Here is a 15,525-nt window from a genome sequence, read left to right as displayed (position 1 = left end):
CACCGGGGTGGCCCGGCTGCGCGGGCGGCTGAGGGTAGCCACCGGGCTGCGGCTGGGCTCCGGGCTGCTGCGGGTACGGCTGGCCGCCCGGCTGCCCCGGGTGCTGGGGATACGCCTGTCCGGGCTGGCCCTGCTGCGGGACCTGGCCCGGAGGGGGCTGGCCGCCCGGGATGGGCTGGCCCGGCAGGGGCGGGGCGGCGACCGGTGGCGGGTTGCCGTCCGACGTCCACAGGCCCTGCGACTGCTGGTGCCGGGCGATGTCCTCGGCGACCATCGCCGAGAGGTTGAAGTACGCCTCGCGCACCTTCGGCCGCATCATGTCGAGGTCGACCTCGGCACCGGCCGCCAGATGCTCGTCGAACGGCACGACGATCACGCCACGGCACCGTGTCTCGAAGTGGCTGACGATATCGTCCACCTTGATCATCTTGCCGGTCTCACGCACGCCGGAGATGACCGTGATGGACCGCTGCACCAGATCCGCGTACCCGTGTGCGGACAGCCAGTCCAGCGTCGTACTGGCACTGCTCGCACCGTCGACCGACGGGGTCGAGATGATGATGAGCTGGTCGGCGAGGTCGAGTACGCCGCGCATCGCGCTGTAGAGAAGCCCCGTACCCGAGTCGGTCAGGATGATCGGGTACTGCTTGCCGAGCACGTCGATCGCGCGCCGGTAGTCCTCGTCGTTGAACGTCGTCGAGACGGCCGGGTCGACGTCGTTGGCGATGATCTCGAGTCCCGACGACGCCTGTGACGTGAACCGCCGGATGTCCATGTACGAGTTGAGGTACGGGATCGCCTGTACGAGGTCACGGATGGTGGCCCCGGTCTCGCGGCGTACGCGGCGCCCGAGCGTACCGGCGTCCGGGTTGGCGTCGATCGCGAGGATCTTGTCCTGCCGCTCACTGGCGAGCGTGGACCCGAGCGCGGTGGTCGTGGTCGTCTTGCCCACGCCGCCCTTGAGGCTGATGACGGCGATGCGATAGCAGGACAGCACCGGCGTGCGGATGAGCTCGAGCTTCCGCTGCCGCTCGGCCTCCTCCTTCTTGCCGCCGATCTTGAACCGGGAGGACGCGGCCGCCGTCCGCCCGCTCTTCGCCTTCTGCTTCTTGTTGTTGAGCAGCCGGTCCGACGACAGCTCCACGGCCGCCGTGTACCCGAGGGGCGCCCCCGGGTTGGTGGGCTGCCGCTGATCGTGCCGCACGGCCTGCGGCCAGGCGGCACCGGCACGGGGATCGACGGGGGGCTGGCCGCCGGGCTGGCCCTGCGGATTCGGTACGCCGGCCTGGTGCTGGTCCGTGCCGGCCTGCGGGTCAGGCTGCTGCGGGACGGGCTGCTGGCCCTGTGGTGGATAGGGCTGCCCCGGCTGGGGGAATCCGTAACCGGCCTGCTGGCCTGGCGCTTGGCCCGGCTGCGGCTGCGGCTGCGGCTGCGGCTGCGTCTGGGGCTGTGCGGGGGCGGGTGGCTGATGAGCGGCTTGCGTTCCGGGTGTCGGTGCCGGTGGCTGGCCGATTCCCTGTCCCTGCTGCTCGGCCGTGGGGGGCTGGGGGAATCCGTAACCTCCCGGCTGAGCAGGCGTGTTGGGTGCTGCGGGGTTGGTAGGGGCGGGTGCGCCGGACGGTGGGAAGCCGTAACCGGCGGGCTGCCCGGGCGTGTTGGGCGTGCCCGGGGCGGGGTCTCCCGGCTGGGGGAACCCGTAACCGGCCTGTTGACCGGGCGCCTGGGGCGCGGCGGGGTTGGCGGCAGCAGCGGGAGCAGCGGGCGTACCGGGCGGTGGGAAGCCGTAACCAGCAGCCTGCCCAGGCGCGTTCGGCGCCGCTCCCTGCGCCGGAACGTTCGGTGCCTCGGGAGCGGGGTTGCCCGGCCGGGGAAACCCATAGCCGCCCTGAGCCTCGGGCCGCGAGGAGGCGGGGCTGTCCTGCGGAGCCGTCGTCGCGGCACCGGCTTGCGGGAATCCGTAACCACCTTGCGGGGGCGGGGTAGGAGCGGGAGGCGCGGTCGGGCTCTCGGGCCCTGGGAAGCCGGGGCTGCCCTGCGGCGCCGACGGTGCCGTACCAGGAGGCGTACCGAACTGGGGGAACCCGTAACCCCCCGGCTGTCCAGGAGCGGAACCCGCCCCGGGACCACCGGCAGCAGGCGCCGAAGGCGCGGCGTCGGCGGCCGGAGCGGGCGCCGACGACGCTTCCGCACGCTGACCGGGCACGGCAGGCGTACCAGGAGCGGCAGGCGTACCGGGAGCAGCGGGCCAGGCCGGAGGCGCAGGCTGCGGTGCCTGCGGCTGGAACGGCTGCTGCACCTGCGGCGGCATCGACGGTTGCGCAGGATGCCCCGCCGGTCCGCCCTTGCTCTTGTCCTCGGCCTCGCCCTCGCCCTGGCTCTCGCTCTCCGTGGACGCGGGCCACTGCGCCGCCGCGGCAGGAGCGGCGGGCTGATACGCGGGCGGCAACGGCGGAAGTCCACCCTGCGGCACCGGCGGCGGAGCCCACGCGGGAGGCGTGTCCTGCACGGCGTCGCCGGCACCGGAGGCAAGCCCCGGCACTACATCCTGAGGTTCCGCGTCCTGAGGCTTCGCGTCGTGAGGTTCCGCATCCTGAGGTTCCGCGTCCCCAGACTCACGTCGGCCCGGCTGAGCGTCCTCCGGCTCGGCACCGTCACCCGGCCGGGCATCCTCGGGCTCCGCGTCCCGGGGCTCCAAGTCCCCCGCAGGCACAGCATCGTTGACCTCGTCGCCCTCGTCCTCCACCTCTTCGGCGGAATCCTCGGCAACGACATCAACCCGGGGGAGACCGACAACATCCGCGGACTCTTCCGCAACGCCGCCCTCGTCATCCGTCCCACCGGAAACCTCAGCCACGCCCCCCGAGGACGTCTCCTCGTCGAGCCCCTGAACCTCTTCTTCGTCTACGCCATCGACGTCACCGTCACCGTCACCCGACCCACTTCCGAACGCCACCTCAACGACATCCGCGCGGGCGTCGGCATCAGCGTCGGAAGTATCCTCGACCAGAACGGAGACGGCCGAGCCGACCCCGTCCCCAAGCTCGGCGCTCTCCTCGGACTCAGACGCAGCCTCAGACTCGTCCCCAGCCTCAGGCTCATCGACGGAGTCATCAGCAGCCGATTCGTCGACGACGGCCGCCCCGTCCGCCCCGTCCGCGCTCTCCGCGCCCTCTGTCTCCGCGGCCCGATCCCGGATCTCCCGCTTCAGAGCGACAGCGGAGATCCGCATGGTGGCGCCACTCTCAAGATCCCCGTTCCCCGCGTCCTCCTCCTCGTCAGGAGCGTCGGCCACAGGAGCCGGAGGCACAGGCGCAGTCCACTGAGGCTGAAAACCGCCCCCCACAGGAAGATTGGGAAGATTGGGAAGAGCGGTAGGACTACCGGCGTCCGCGGCAGGCGCTCCGGCCGGCGCATCCGGTGTACGCCACCCCGGCTCGAACTCACTCCCCACAGGCAACCTGGGCACAGCACCCGGACCACCAACAGGCGGCGGAACCACGCCCACGTCACCAGCAGAAGCCGATGAGGTCTCCGCAGCCGCCGAGCTGTCGGCCGTACCCGCCCCTTCGGCCGAATCCGCCCCCTCCGCAACCGGAGAAACCGCAGAAACCGGAGACACCGGAGAAGACGACGCCTCCTCCGAACTGCCCGACGCATTCTGCGTATACCAGGCAGGCGGGGCGTAGTCGATGGTGAACTCGCCCGTCGTCTCGACGGCGGACTCGGCGTCGGACTGGTCATCGCCGGGTGTGGCCCAGCCCCCGCGGATCCCGTCCCGATCGCTGTTCACAGTTCCTCCTGGTGTGGTCGAGCACCCTTGTGTCGTGCTGGGGCGACCGTTCTTGTCGTCCGAAGCCGTCCGATCCGCCCGGCTCTCCCCCTGTGACGCGGCCGACCCGCCCACGGGTTCTGCTGCCGCACCCCACCCAGCCTAATCACCACAACAACCCCCACGGCAGGCCCGTCCATCCCTCCGTACCCACCCACTAGGCCACAACCTGCCCAGAAGTGACCCATGAACGCCCGCTGTTGACGGCAAAATGGACAAAAGAAGCCATGGCGAAGGGCCGACGAGAAGCGACTCCCGCCGGCCCCGAGCGGCCACGCGGCCGCGAGCTTTCGCGTCGTACTCCGAGGTGCTCCAAGGCGCTCCGAGCGGCTACTCCGCCGAGAGCCCTCCGTTGTGCGGCGCCGGCTCAAGGTCGAACTCCCCGTCCCGGGCGCCCAGTACGAAGGCCTGCCACTCCGCCTCCGTGTAGCGCAGAACCGTGTCCGGGTCGAGGGACGAGCGCATGGCCACGGCGCCGTTGGGGAGATAGGCGATCTCGACCCGCTCCTCGTGCTCCTCCGTGCCCGGCGCGCTGTGCCATTCGACCCCTGAGATGTCGAGGGCGTAGAGCTCGTTCTTCTCCCGCTCCTTGCGCGCCTTGACGTCCTTGTCCTCTGCCTCGGCCATGGCGAAGCGACCCCTTCCCGACCTACGAACGACCTGTCGCGTCACCCTACTGGGGCGGGCCCCGGCCTCCCCGGACTCCTGGAACCCCGGTCAGTGGGCCCGCCACCTCCTGGTACGCTGTGTAACGACCGTGTGTGTACGCACCCCCGGACCGCCCGCTCAGGGCCCCGGAGGACGCGCCCAGCGGATCCCGCCTCCCGAGTAACGGAAGCTCCCCTGAGAAGTGGACCAGGGGCACTCGGTGGCTACTAAAGAGACTACGAGGAGTACGCGTGTCGCTCGACGCCGCTACGAAGAAGCAGATCATGGCCGAGTTCGGTACCAAGGAGGGCGACACCGGCTCCCCCGAGGTCCAGGTCGCCATGCTCTCGCGCCGGATCTCGGACCTGACCGAGCACCTCAAGACCCACAAGCACGACCACCACTCCCGTCGTGGTCTGCTGATCCTGGTCGGTCAGCGTCGCCGCCTGCTGCAGTACCTTGCCAAGAAGGACATCCAGCGCTTCCGTGCGCTGGTCGACCGCCTCGGCATCCGCCGTGGTGCGGCGGGTGCCCGCTAAGACGCCGTGAAGGGAGCGGTTCCCACTTCGTAGGGGGGCCGCTCCCTTTGCTGTACGTGCCTGTACGTGCGGAGTGTCACTGCCACTTTGTAGTGTGGTAGCACAACGCAATACGTACGACACGAAGTGGTCCCGCGAGAGCGCACAGCGACGGCGCGGGCGCCACACCTGAACGAGGAGAAGCGCACCTCGCCGCCGCCGGTCCTCGGTAGTGGCCCCCGGGGAATGCGAACCCCGGGTGCTTCGATCGAAGACCGGCCCGCACCAGACGGAGCGCTTCTCCGACGTCCACCCGCCACACGGGCGGGACGGGACGAAAGACGAAAAGTATCGGAGAAATCGCTAGTGGAGAACGAGACCCACTACGCCGAAGCCGTGATCGACAACGGTTCTTTCGGCACCCGCACCATTCGTTTCGAGACGGGCCGTCTCGCCCGCCAGGCCGCCGGCTCCGCCGTGGCCTATCTCGATGACGACACCATGGTTCTGTCGGCCACCACGGCCTCCAAGAACCCCAAGGACCAGCTCGACTTCTTCCCCCTGACGGTGGACGTCGAGGAGCGGATGTACGCGGCCGGCAAGATCCCCGGCAGCTTCTTCCGCCGTGAGGGCCGCCCCTCCGAGGACGCGATCCTCACCTGCCGTCTCATCGACCGCCCGCTGCGCCCTTCCTTCAAGAAGGGCCTGCGCAACGAGATCCAGGTCGTCGCCACGATCATGGCGCTCAACCCCGACCACCTGTACGACGTCGTGGCGATCAACGCCGCGTCCGCGTCCACGCAGCTGGCCGGTCTGCCCTTCTCCGGCCCGATCGGCGGCGTTCGCGTCGCACTGATCCGCGGTCAGTGGGTGGCGTTCCCGACGCACACCGAGCTCGAGGACGCCGTCTTCGACATGGTCGTCGCGGGCCGCACCCTGGAGGACGGCGACGTCGCGATCATGATGGTCGAGGCCGAGGCCACCGAGAAGACCATCCAGCTCGTCAAGGGCGGCGCCGAGGCGCCGACCGAGGAGATCGTCGCCGCCGGTCTGGACGCCGCGAAGCCCTTTATCAAGGTGCTCTGCAAGGCCCAGGCCGACCTCGCCGCGAAGGCCGCCAAGCCGACCGGCGAGTTCCCGATCTTCCTCGACTACCAGGACGACGTCCTGGAGGCGCTCACCACCGCCGTCAAGGACGAGCTCTCGCAGGCCCTCACCATCGGGGGCAAGCAGGAGCGCGAGACCGAGCTCGACCGCGTGAAGGCGCTCGCCGCCGAGAAGCTGCTCCCGCAGTTCGAGGGCCGCGAGAAGGAGATCTCCGCCGCGTACCGCTCGCTGACCAAGTCCCTGGTCCGTGAGCGCGTCATCAAGGAGAAGAAGCGCATCGACGGCCGCGGTGTCACCGACATCCGCACGCTGGCCGCCGAGGTCGAGGCGATCCCGCGGGTGCACGGCAGCGCGCTGTTCGAGCGTGGCGAGACCCAGATCCTGGGCGTCACCACCCTCAACATGCTCCGCATGGAGCAGCAGCTGGACACCCTCTCCCCGGTGACCCGCAAGCGCTACATGCACAACTACAACTTCCCGCCGTACTCCACCGGTGAGACGGGCCGCGTCGGCTCCCCGAAGCGCCGCGAGATCGGCCACGGCGCCCTCGCCGAGCGCGCGCTCGTGCCGGTGCTGCCGACGCGCGAGGAGTTCCCGTACGCGATCCGTCAGGTGTCCGAGGCCCTCAGCTCCAACGGCTCGACGTCGATGGGCTCGGTCTGCGCCTCCACCATGTCGCTGCTGAACGCCGGTGTGCCGCTGAAGGCCCCCGTCGCCGGTATCGCCATGGGCCTCATCTCCCAGGAGATCGAGGGCGAGACGCACTACGTGACGCTGACGGACATCCTCGGTGCCGAGGACGCCTTCGGCGACATGGACTTCAAGGTCGCCGGCACCAAGGAGTTCGTGACCGCCCTCCAGCTCGACACGAAGCTGGACGGCATCCCGGCCTCCGTCCTGGCCGCGGCCCTGAAGCAGGCCCGCGACGCCCGCCTCCACATCCTCGACGTGATGATGGAAGCGATCGACACGCCGGACGAGATGTCCCCGAACGCCCCGCGGATCATCACTGTGAAGATCCCCGTGGACAAGATCGGTGAGGTCATCGGCCCCAAGGGCAAGATGATCAACCAGATCCAGGAGGACACCGGCGCCGACATCACGATCGAGGACGACGGCACGATCTACATCGGCGCGGTCGATGGACCGTCCGCCGAGGCCGCCCGCACCACGATCAACGGCATCGCCAACCCGACCATGCCGGAGGTCGGCGAGCGCTACCTGGGCACGGTCGTCAAGACGACCACCTTCGGCGCGTTCGTCTCGCTGCTCCCGGGCAAGGACGGTCTGCTGCACATCTCGCAGATCCGCAAGCTCGCCGGCGGCAAGCGTGTGGAGAACGTCGAGGACGTGCTCGGCGTGGGCGCCAAGGTCCAGGTCGAGATCGCCGAGATCGACTCCCGCGGCAAGCTCTCCCTCATCCCCGTGATCGAGGGCGAGGAAGGTTCCGAGGACGAAAAGAAGGACGACACCGACAAGTGACGTCTCGTAGCTCAACGGCGACGGCCCGCCCCTCCTCGGAGGCGCGGGCCGTCGCCCGTACCCAAACGCTGATCAAGGGCACGAACGGCATCGGTACGGTCCGCAAGACCACCCTCCCCGGAGGCCTGCGCGTCGTCACCGAAACGCTGCCCTCCGTGCGCTCCGCCACCTTCGGCATCTGGGCGCACGTCGGCTCCCGCGACGAGACGCCGGCCCTGAACGGCGCCACGCACTACCTGGAACACCTGCTCTTCAAGGGCACGTCCAGCCGTAGCGCGATGGACATCTCCTCCGCCCTGGACGCGGTCGGCGGCGAGATGAACGCCTTCACGGCGAAGGAGTACACGTGCTACTACGCGCGCGTGCTCGACGCCGACCTGCCCCTCGCCATCGACGTCGTCTCCGACATGCTCACCGGCTCGCTGATCCTCGAAGAGGACGTGAACGTCGAGCGGGGCGCGATCCTCGAAGAGATCGCGATGACCGAGGACGACCCGGGCGACTGCGTGCACGACCTGTTCGCGCACACCATGTTCGGCGACAACCCGCTCGGCCGCCCGGTCCTCGGCACGGTCGACACGGTCAACGCCCTCACCGCGGACCGCATCCGCCGCTTCTACAAGAAGCACTACGACCCGACGCATCTCGTCGTCGCCTGCGCGGGCAACGTCGACCACAACAAGGTCGTACGTCAGGTCCGCGCCGCCTTCGAGAAGGCCGGCGCCCTGAAGCAGCCGGACGCCACCCCGATGGCCCCGCGCGACGGCTCCCGCGCCATCCGTACGGCGGGTCGTGTCGAACTGCTCGGCCGCAAGACCGAGCAGGCCCACGTCGTCCTCGGCATGCCGGGCCTCGCCCGCACCGACGAGCGCCGCTGGGCTCTGGGCGTCCTGAACACCGCGCTCGGCGGCGGCATGTCCTCCCGCCTCTTCCAGGAGGTCCGGGAGAAGCGCGGTCTGGCCTACAGCGTGTACTCGTACACCTCGGGCTTCGCCGACTGCGGCCTCTTCGGGGTGTACGCGGGCTGCCGCCCGAGCCAGGTCCACGACGTACTGAAGATCTGCCGCGACGAGCTCGACCAGGTCGCCGAGCACGGTCTGTCGGACGACGAGATCGGCCGCGCCATCGGCCAGCTGAGGGGCTCCACCGTCCTCGGCCTGGAGGACACGGGTGCGCTCATGAACCGCATCGGCAAGAGTGAGCTGTGCTGGGGCGAGCAGATGTCGGTCGACGACATGCTGGCCCGGATAGCAGCGGTCACCCCCGACGACGTACGGGACGTGGCCCGCGACGTCCTGGGACAGCGGCCGTCGCTGTCGGTCATCGGCCCGCTCAAGGACAAACAGGCGTCCCGTCTGAACGAAGCGGTCGCGTAGTCCTCGACTGTCGCGTAAGTCCTCGACTAAGGAATCAACAACATGAGCAAGCTGCGGGTGGCGGTCCTCGGTGCCAAGGGCCGTATCGGATCCGAGGCGGTACGGGCCGTCGAGGCAGCCGAGGACATGGAGCTGGTGGCCGCCCTCGGCAGCAGCGACAAACTGGAGACGCTGGTGGAGGCCGGCGCCCAGGTCGCCGTCGAACTGACCACGCCCGCCTCGGTCATGGGCAACCTCGACTTCTGCGTACGCCACGGCATCCACGCCGTGGTCGGTACGACGGGCTGGACCGACGAGCGCCTCGCGCAGCTCAACACCTCGCTGGCCGCCTCCCCGGAGACGGGCGTGCTCATCGCCCCGAACTTCTCCATCGGCGCCGTCCTGACCATGAAGTTCGCGGAGGTGGCCGCGCCGTACTTCGAGTCCGTCGAGGTCGTCGAACTGCACCACCCGAACAAGGTGGACGCCCCCAGCGGCACCGCCACGCGCACCGCCCAGCTCATCGCCGCGGCCCGGGAACGCGCGGGCAGTTCCGCCCAGCCCGACGCCACGGTGACGGCACTGGACGGCGCCCGCGGCGCGAACGTCGACGGCGTGCCCGTGCACGCGGTGCGGATGCGCGGACTGCTCGCCCACCAGGAAGTGCTCCTCGGCGGAGAGGGCGAGACCCTCACCATCCGCCACGACTCGCTGCACCACAGCAGCTTCATGCCGGGCATCCTGCTCGGCGTACGCCGCATCGTGGACGCCCCGGGCCTCACGTTCGGCCTGGAACACTTCCTGGACCTGAACTGAGCGGTCGGAAACTGAGCGGTCGGAAGAGAACCATGCGCGCGAAGATCACGTACGCCGTCACGGCCGCCGCCCTGGTCGTCTACTTCGTCCTGGTCGGCAGCCGTGGGGTCATGCTCATCGAGACGGGCACGGCCCTCACGGTCACCTTCGGGGTGGCGGTGCTCATCCTGCCGGCGATCGGCCTGTGGTTCCTCTGGAAGAACACACAGTTCGTCCGCAGGGCCAACCAGCTCGCCGCCGAGCTCGACGCCGAAGGCGGCCTGCCCGTCGACGAGTTGAAGCGCACCCCGGGCGGCCGCATCGACCGCGACTCGGCCGACGAGGTCTTCGCCCGGCGCAAGGCCGAGACCGAGGACGCCCCGGACGACTGGCGCAGCTGGTTCCGCCTCGCGATCGCCTACCACGACGCCCGCGACACCTCACGCGCCCGTAAGGCGATGCAGCGCGCCATCGCCCTCCACGACGGCAGGCCCGTACAGGCCTGAGCGGTACGCCGAAGGGGCCGGCCCGTATGCGGGCCGGCCCCTTCGCGCTGTCGATCACGCGTGCCGGTACTCGTCCGCCCACACCTCGATGCCGTCCGCGGCCCGGTCGAAGGCCTCGGGGCGCGCCAGGAAGTCCGCGTTGTGCGTGGTCAGCAGCGGTGCCGGATCGTCGCCCGCCCGGTCCTTGCGGACGAGGACGAGCGCCTGCCCCTGCACCGTGCGCGGCAGGCCGAGCCAGCGCACCGGCTGCTGGACCGTCCGCACCGCCACGACCTGCGCCCAAGGCGCCGTACGCGTGGTGAAGAAGCGCACCCGACGCAGCCCGGACGCGCTGACCCACGCGCCCACCCGCAGCAGCCGCAGGGCACAGGCGATGACGAACAGCGCCACGCCGAAGCAGATGGCACCGCCGCCCAGCGTGCCGGCCACCGCGATGATGACCGCCGCGAACAGCACGTACGACGCGAGCAACAGCAAAAGCGCGGCCATGGCGACCCGCCACGGACCGGGCCGGTAGGGGCGCCGCCAGCGGTCGCGGTCGTCGAACGGCAGCGGGAGATCTTCCGCCATCTCGTCAAACGCGCGGTCGGCCGTCAGGAAGGGCAGGGGCACGACTGATCCTCACTCAATCCACGCACGGTCTGTGCCTGGTGAGGCTACCTAGCCGGGTCCCTGCTCACCACCCTCGGGGGGCCGGATGAGACAGGGGCGTCAGGGGCCGTCAGCGGCTGTTCGATGCCTCGTTCTGCTGCGTCTGTGCAGTCTGCGCAGGTGACTGGGTCTGCGACAGCGCGGGCATACCGAAAAGCAGGGAGCCCACGAGCCCGGCGACGACGGTGAGCCCTATGAGCCAACGCCCGGCGAGCTCTCCGGCGGAGGCACGCTCGCGGGGCGGGGGAGTGACATTGCTGCGGTACTTGTCGGCTTCGGCGATGAAGGCGAACGGGACAGGCTCGCGCCGACGGAACATGGAAACTGCTTCTCCTCTGGGTGATCTGGGCACGGTGGCCTCGAACGGACCGTGCTCACCAATACAGACGAACGAACGCCCCAAAAGGTGCCCTGTTTCGCCGAATTCGCAGAAGTTCGCCGAAGAATGTCGCGGCACGCCACCGAACGCCCCGTTGTCAGTGCCGGGCCGTAGAGTGGACGCCGCCCGAGCCAGTGATGGGAAGGACCCCGCAAGCCGTGACCGACACCCCCGCCGACGACCTCAAGCCCGGCTTCCGCAGCGATGTGACCGTCGAGTTGGTCAAGCACAGCGCGACCGACTCCGACGTGCTGTTCGCCGCCCGTGTCTCGACCGCCGGGGAGCAGTCCCTGGACGAGCTCAAGAAGGACCCCGAGCGCTCCAAGGGCTTGATCAACTTCCTGATGCGGGACCGGCACGGCAGCCCTTTCGAGCACAACTCGATGACCTTCTTCATCAGCGCCCCGATCTTCGTCTTCCGGGAGTTCATGCGCCACCGCGTGGGCTGGTCGTACAACGAGGAATCGGGCCGGTACAGGGAGCTCCAGCCGGTCTTCTACGTCCCGGACGAGTCCCGCAAGCTGGTCCAGGAGGGCCGCCCGGGCAAGTACGTCTTCGTGGAGGGCACCCAGGCCCAGCAGGAGCTCACGGGCCGCGTCATGGAGGACTCGTACCGCCACGCGTACGAGGCGTACCAGGAGATGCTCGCCGCCGGCGTCGCCCGCGAGGTGGCCCGCTCGGTCCTCCCGGTGGGCCTGTACTCGTCGATGTACGCGACGTGCAACGCCCGTTCCCTGATGCACTTCCTCGGCCTGCGCACACAGCACGAGCTCGCCAAGGTGCCGTCGTTCCCGCAGCGGGAGATCGAGATGGTCGGTGAGAAGATGGAGGCGGAATGGGCGAAGCTCATGCCCCTCACGCACGCCGCCTTCAACACCAACGGGCGGGTGGCGCCGTAGCGCACATCCATTGCCGCATCCGGCACAGATGTGCGGTCGACCGAGCGAAGTGTCCGTATTGCGGCATTTCGAGTAGTTCATCTAGCCTGATCAAACGGACCCGGCACTGCTTGAACCCCCGAGCAGGCAGTGCCGGGCTCCACCTTTGTCGCGACTTGTCGCCCGACCCGAGGGCAGACCGTACGTTGAGCAGCGAGTAGCGTGTTACCCATGGCTCCGACCTCCACTCCGCAGACCCCCTTCGGGCGGGTCCTCACCGCCATGGTCACGCCCTTCACGGCGGACGGCGCACTCGACCTCGACGGCGCGCAGCGGCTCGCTACCCACCTGGTGGACGCAGGCAACGACGGCCTGATCATCAACGGCACCACCGGCGAGTCCCCGACCACCAGCGACGCGGAGAAAAAGGATCTCGTGCGGGCCGCACTGGAGGCGGTCGGCGACCGTGCCCACATCGTCGCCGGCGTCGGCACGAACGACACGCACCACAGCATCGAGCTGGCCCGCGCCGCCGAGAAGGCAGGCGCACACGGCCTCCTCACCGTCACGCCGTACTACAACAAGCCCCCGCAGGAGGGTTTGTACCGCCACTTCACGGCGATCGCCGACGCGACCGAACTGCCGGTCATGCTGTACGACATCCCCGGCCGCAGCGGCGTACCGATCAACTCGGAAACGATCGTGCGGCTGGCCGAGCACCCGCGTATCGTCGCCAACAAGGACGCCAAGGGTGACCTCGGCCGCGCCAGCTGGGCCATCGCCCGCTCCGGCCTGGCCTGGTACTCCGGCGACGACATGCTGAACCTGCCGCTGCTCTCCGTGGGCGCGGTCGGCTTCGTCTCCGTGGTTGGTCACGTCGTCACCCCCGACCTGCGGGCCATGATCGACGCGTACGTGAGCGGCGACGTCCAGAAGGCCACCGAGATCCACCAGAAGCTGCTCCCCGTCTTCACCGGCATGTTCCGTACCCAGGGCGTCATGACCACCAAGGCAGCGCTCGCCCTCCAGGGCCTGCCCGGCGGACCGCTGCGCCTGCCCATGGTCGGACTCTCGCCCGAGGAGACCGCCCAGCTCAAGATCGATCTTGCCGCCGGCGGGGTACAGCTCTAAACACAGACTTCACAACTGAATACGTACGACCGTGCAGGCCGGAGGCCTGCAACACCAAGACAACTGCTACTGCACGAACGTCACGCGCGCCACGTGCCCGGCCAGGTACGTGGCGCGTGTGGTGAGGAGAGAGTCTTTTGAGTCATCCGCATCCTGAACTCGGCCCGCCGTCGAAACTCGTCGAGGGCGGCCTCCGGGTCACCCCGCTCGGCGGGCTCGGCGAAATCGGCCGAAACATGACCGTCTTCGAGTACGGCGGCCGTCTGCTGATCGTCGACTGCGGAGTGCTTTTCCCTGAGGAGGAGCAGCCCGGAATCGATCTGATCCTGCCGGACTTCACGTCCATCAGGGACCGCCTCGACGACATCGAGGGCATCGTCCTCACGCACGGCCACGAGGACCATATCGGCGGCGTCCCCTATCTCCTGCGCGAGAAGCCGGACATCCCGCTGATCGGCTCCAAGCTGACCCTCGCCCTCATCGAGGCCAAGCTCCAGGAGCACCGCATCCGCCCCTACACGCTCGAAGTCGCGGAGGGCCACCGCGAACGCATCGGCCCCTTCGACTGCGAGTTCGTGGCGGTCAACCACTCCATCCCGGACGCCCTCGCGGTCGCCATCCGTACCCCCGCGGGCATGGTGGTGCACACGGGCGACTTCAAGATGGACCAGCTTCCGCTGGACGGCCGCCTCACAGATCTACACGCGTTCGCGCGGCTGAGCGAGGAGGGCATCGACCTCCTCCTCTCCGACTCGACGAACGCCGAGGTCCCGGGCTTCGTCCCGCCCGAGCGCGACATCTCGAACGTGCTGCGCCAGGTGTTCGCGAACGCCCGCAAGCGGATCATCGTGGCCAGCTTCGCCAGCCACATCCACCGCATCCAGCAGATCCTCGACGCCGCCCACGAATACGGCCGCCGGGTCGCCTTCGTCGGCCGCTCGATGGTCCGCAACATGGGCATCGCCCGAGACCTCGGGTACCTGAAGGTCCCGCCGGGCCTGGTCGTCGACGTCAAGACACTCGACGACCTGCCGGACAGCGAGATCGTCCTGGTCTGCACAGGTTCGCAGGGCGAACCCATGGCAGCCCTGTCCAGGATGGCCAACCGGGACCACCAGATCCGGATCGTCCAGGGCGACACGGTGATCCTGGCGTCGTCACTCATCCCCGGCAACGAGAACGCGGTCTACCGCGTCATCAACGGCCTGACCCGCTGGGGCGCCAATGTCGTCCACAAGGGCAACGCCAAGGTGCACGTCTCCGGCCATGCCTCGGCCGGCGAGCTCCTGTACTTCTACAACATCTGCCGGCCAAAGAACCTGATGCCGGTCCACGGTGAATGGCGCCACCTGCGTGCCAACGCCGAGCTGGGCGCCCTCACAGGCGTCCCGCACGACCGCATCGTCATCGCCGAGGACGGCGTCGCCGTCGACCTCGTCGAGGGCAAGGCCAAGATCTCGGGCAAGGTCCAGGCCGGGTATGTGTACGTCGACGGCCTCTCGGTCGGCGATGTCGGCGAGCCCGCGCTCAAGGACCGCAAGATCCTCGGAGACGAGGGCATCATCTCGGTCTTCGTGGTGATGGACTCCAGCACGGGCAAGATCACCGGCGGTCCGCACATCCAGGCCCGTGGCTCGGGCATCGATGACTCCGCCTTCAGCGACGTCCTCCCGAAGATCACCGAGGTCTTGGAGAGGTCGGCCCAGGACGGCGTCGTCGAACCCCACCAGATGCAGCAACTCATCCGCCGCACGCTGGGCAAGTGGGTCTCGGACACCTACCGTCGCCGACCGATGATCCTGCCGGTCGTGGTCGAGGTCTGACACCTCGTACGCGCGAACCAGGAGCGGGGCGCCTCGATTTGCATCGAGGCGCCCCGCTCCAGTACGTTTACGGCTCCGCCTGAACGGGAACCCGACGCAACTGTGCGTGGGGAACTGGTCCGAGTGGGACGGAAATTCCGACTCAGATTCTTCTGCTAAAGTTGGAAACGCAAGATCGAAGGGAAGCCCGGAGGAAAGCCTGCGAGGGTGAGTACGAAGGAAGCGTCCGTTCCTTGAGAACTCAACAGCGTGCCAAAAATCAACGCCAGATATGTTGATACCCCGTCCATCGGAGACTTTTCCGGTGGCGAGGTTCCTTTGAAAAACAACACAGCGAGGACGCTGTGAACCTTTCCGATTATTCCTCGGAGGGGTTCCGCTCTCGTGATGTGTGATCCCGATTACGGGAATACATTCACGGAG

At 68.7% G+C, this 15,525-nt stretch carries 13 protein-coding genes and 1 pseudogene; 9 read left to right on the top strand and 5 right to left on the bottom strand.

The features are described from left to right. A partial coding sequence (locus tag G5C60_RS42545; protein WP_420907462.1) for a nucleotide-binding protein occupies nucleotides 1–2,308 on the bottom strand: 2,308 nt, incomplete at its 3' end. A 267-nt stretch (nucleotides 2,309–2,575) separates the two neighbouring features. Between G5C60_RS42545 and G5C60_RS51345 the strand changes: the two genes are divergently transcribed. Then, nucleotides 2,576–3,526: a hypothetical protein gene (locus G5C60_RS51345; RefSeq protein WP_206440680.1), complete on the top strand. Its 951-nt coding sequence runs from the start codon at nucleotides 2,576–2,578 to the stop codon at nucleotides 3,524–3,526. Nucleotides 3,527–3,709: 183 nt separating this feature from the next. Here G5C60_RS51345 and G5C60_RS54460 read toward each other — a convergent pair. Together G5C60_RS54460 and G5C60_RS42540 are read right to left on the bottom strand one after the other, a co-directional pair. Then, nucleotides 3,710–3,790 (bottom strand): annotated as a pseudogene (locus G5C60_RS54460) (SCO5717 family growth-regulating ATPase); the annotation flags it as partial. Between the two features lie 369 nt (nucleotides 3,791–4,159). Next, on the bottom strand, nucleotides 4,160–4,456 hold the full coding sequence (locus G5C60_RS42540; protein ID WP_165268132.1) for a DUF397 domain-containing protein: 297 nt from the start codon (nucleotides 4,454–4,456) through the stop codon (nucleotides 4,160–4,162). Nucleotides 4,457–4,728: 272 nt separating this feature from the next. Between G5C60_RS42540 and rpsO the strand changes: the two genes are divergently transcribed. The 5 genes from rpsO (at nucleotide 4,729) to G5C60_RS42515 (ending at nucleotide 10,240) form a co-directional block, all read left to right on the top strand. Further along, the gene (gene rpsO, locus G5C60_RS42535; protein WP_119105693.1) at nucleotides 4,729–5,016 is read left to right on the top strand and encodes a 30S ribosomal protein S15; all 288 of its coding nucleotides are present in this window, start codon (nucleotides 4,729–4,731) and stop codon (nucleotides 5,014–5,016) included. Nucleotides 5,017–5,361: 345 nt separating this feature from the next. Continuing rightward, entirely contained in the window at nucleotides 5,362–7,584 is a 2,223-nt protein-coding gene (locus G5C60_RS42530) for a polyribonucleotide nucleotidyltransferase (RefSeq protein WP_165268130.1), read from the top strand. Continuing rightward, nucleotides 7,581–8,960, top strand: a complete 1,380-nt coding sequence (locus G5C60_RS42525; protein WP_165268128.1) for an insulinase family protein — start codon at nucleotides 7,581–7,583, stop codon at nucleotides 8,958–8,960. The genes G5C60_RS42530 and G5C60_RS42525 overlap by 4 nt, the downstream gene beginning before the upstream one ends. Before the next feature lie 42 nt (nucleotides 8,961–9,002). Then, nucleotides 9,003–9,755 (top strand): 4-hydroxy-tetrahydrodipicolinate reductase, encoded by a 753-nt coding sequence (gene dapB / locus G5C60_RS42520; RefSeq protein WP_165268126.1) that lies wholly within the window; start codon nucleotides 9,003–9,005, stop codon nucleotides 9,753–9,755. 32 nt (nucleotides 9,756–9,787) lie between these two features. Continuing rightward, on the top strand, nucleotides 9,788–10,240 hold the full coding sequence (locus G5C60_RS42515; protein WP_165268124.1) for a hypothetical protein: 453 nt from the start codon (nucleotides 9,788–9,790) through the stop codon (nucleotides 10,238–10,240). 54 nt (nucleotides 10,241–10,294) lie between these two features. On the opposite strand, the gene G5C60_RS42510 is transcribed toward G5C60_RS42515, so the two are convergent. Then, entirely contained in the window at nucleotides 10,295–10,852 is a 558-nt protein-coding gene (locus G5C60_RS42510) for a PH domain-containing protein (protein WP_165268122.1), read from the bottom strand. Nucleotides 10,853–10,961: 109 nt separating this feature from the next. Next, nucleotides 10,962–11,210 carry a hypothetical protein gene (locus G5C60_RS42505; RefSeq protein WP_165268120.1) on the bottom strand — a complete coding sequence of 83 codons (249 nt, stop codon included), beginning with the start codon at nucleotides 11,208–11,210 and terminating at the stop codon, nucleotides 10,962–10,964. A 218-nt stretch (nucleotides 11,211–11,428) separates the two neighbouring features. Between G5C60_RS42505 and thyX the strand changes: the two genes are divergently transcribed. The 3 genes from thyX (at nucleotide 11,429) to G5C60_RS42490 (ending at nucleotide 15,102) form a co-directional block, all read left to right on the top strand. Next, nucleotides 11,429–12,169 (top strand): FAD-dependent thymidylate synthase, encoded by a 741-nt coding sequence (gene thyX, locus G5C60_RS42500; RefSeq protein ID WP_165268118.1) that lies wholly within the window; start codon nucleotides 11,429–11,431, stop codon nucleotides 12,167–12,169. Between the two features lie 210 nt (nucleotides 12,170–12,379). After that, the gene (gene dapA / locus G5C60_RS42495) at nucleotides 12,380–13,279 is read left to right on the top strand and encodes a 4-hydroxy-tetrahydrodipicolinate synthase (protein ID WP_165268116.1); all 900 of its coding nucleotides are present in this window, start codon (nucleotides 12,380–12,382) and stop codon (nucleotides 13,277–13,279) included. 137 nt (nucleotides 13,280–13,416) lie between these two features. Continuing rightward, a complete protein-coding gene (locus tag G5C60_RS42490) occupies nucleotides 13,417–15,102 on the top strand; it encodes a ribonuclease J (RefSeq protein WP_165268114.1) in 1,686 nt (561 codons plus the stop codon). The last annotated feature ends 423 nt before the right edge of the window (nucleotides 15,103–15,525 follow it).

It is taken from the genome of Streptomyces scabichelini (genome assembly GCF_011045015.1).
Classification (GTDB): domain Bacteria; phylum Actinomycetota; class Actinomycetes; order Streptomycetales; family Streptomycetaceae; genus Streptomyces; species Streptomyces scabichelini.
The sequence above is the reverse complement of the archived record's forward strand: the minus strand, read 5'-3'. Positions and strand labels throughout refer to the sequence as shown.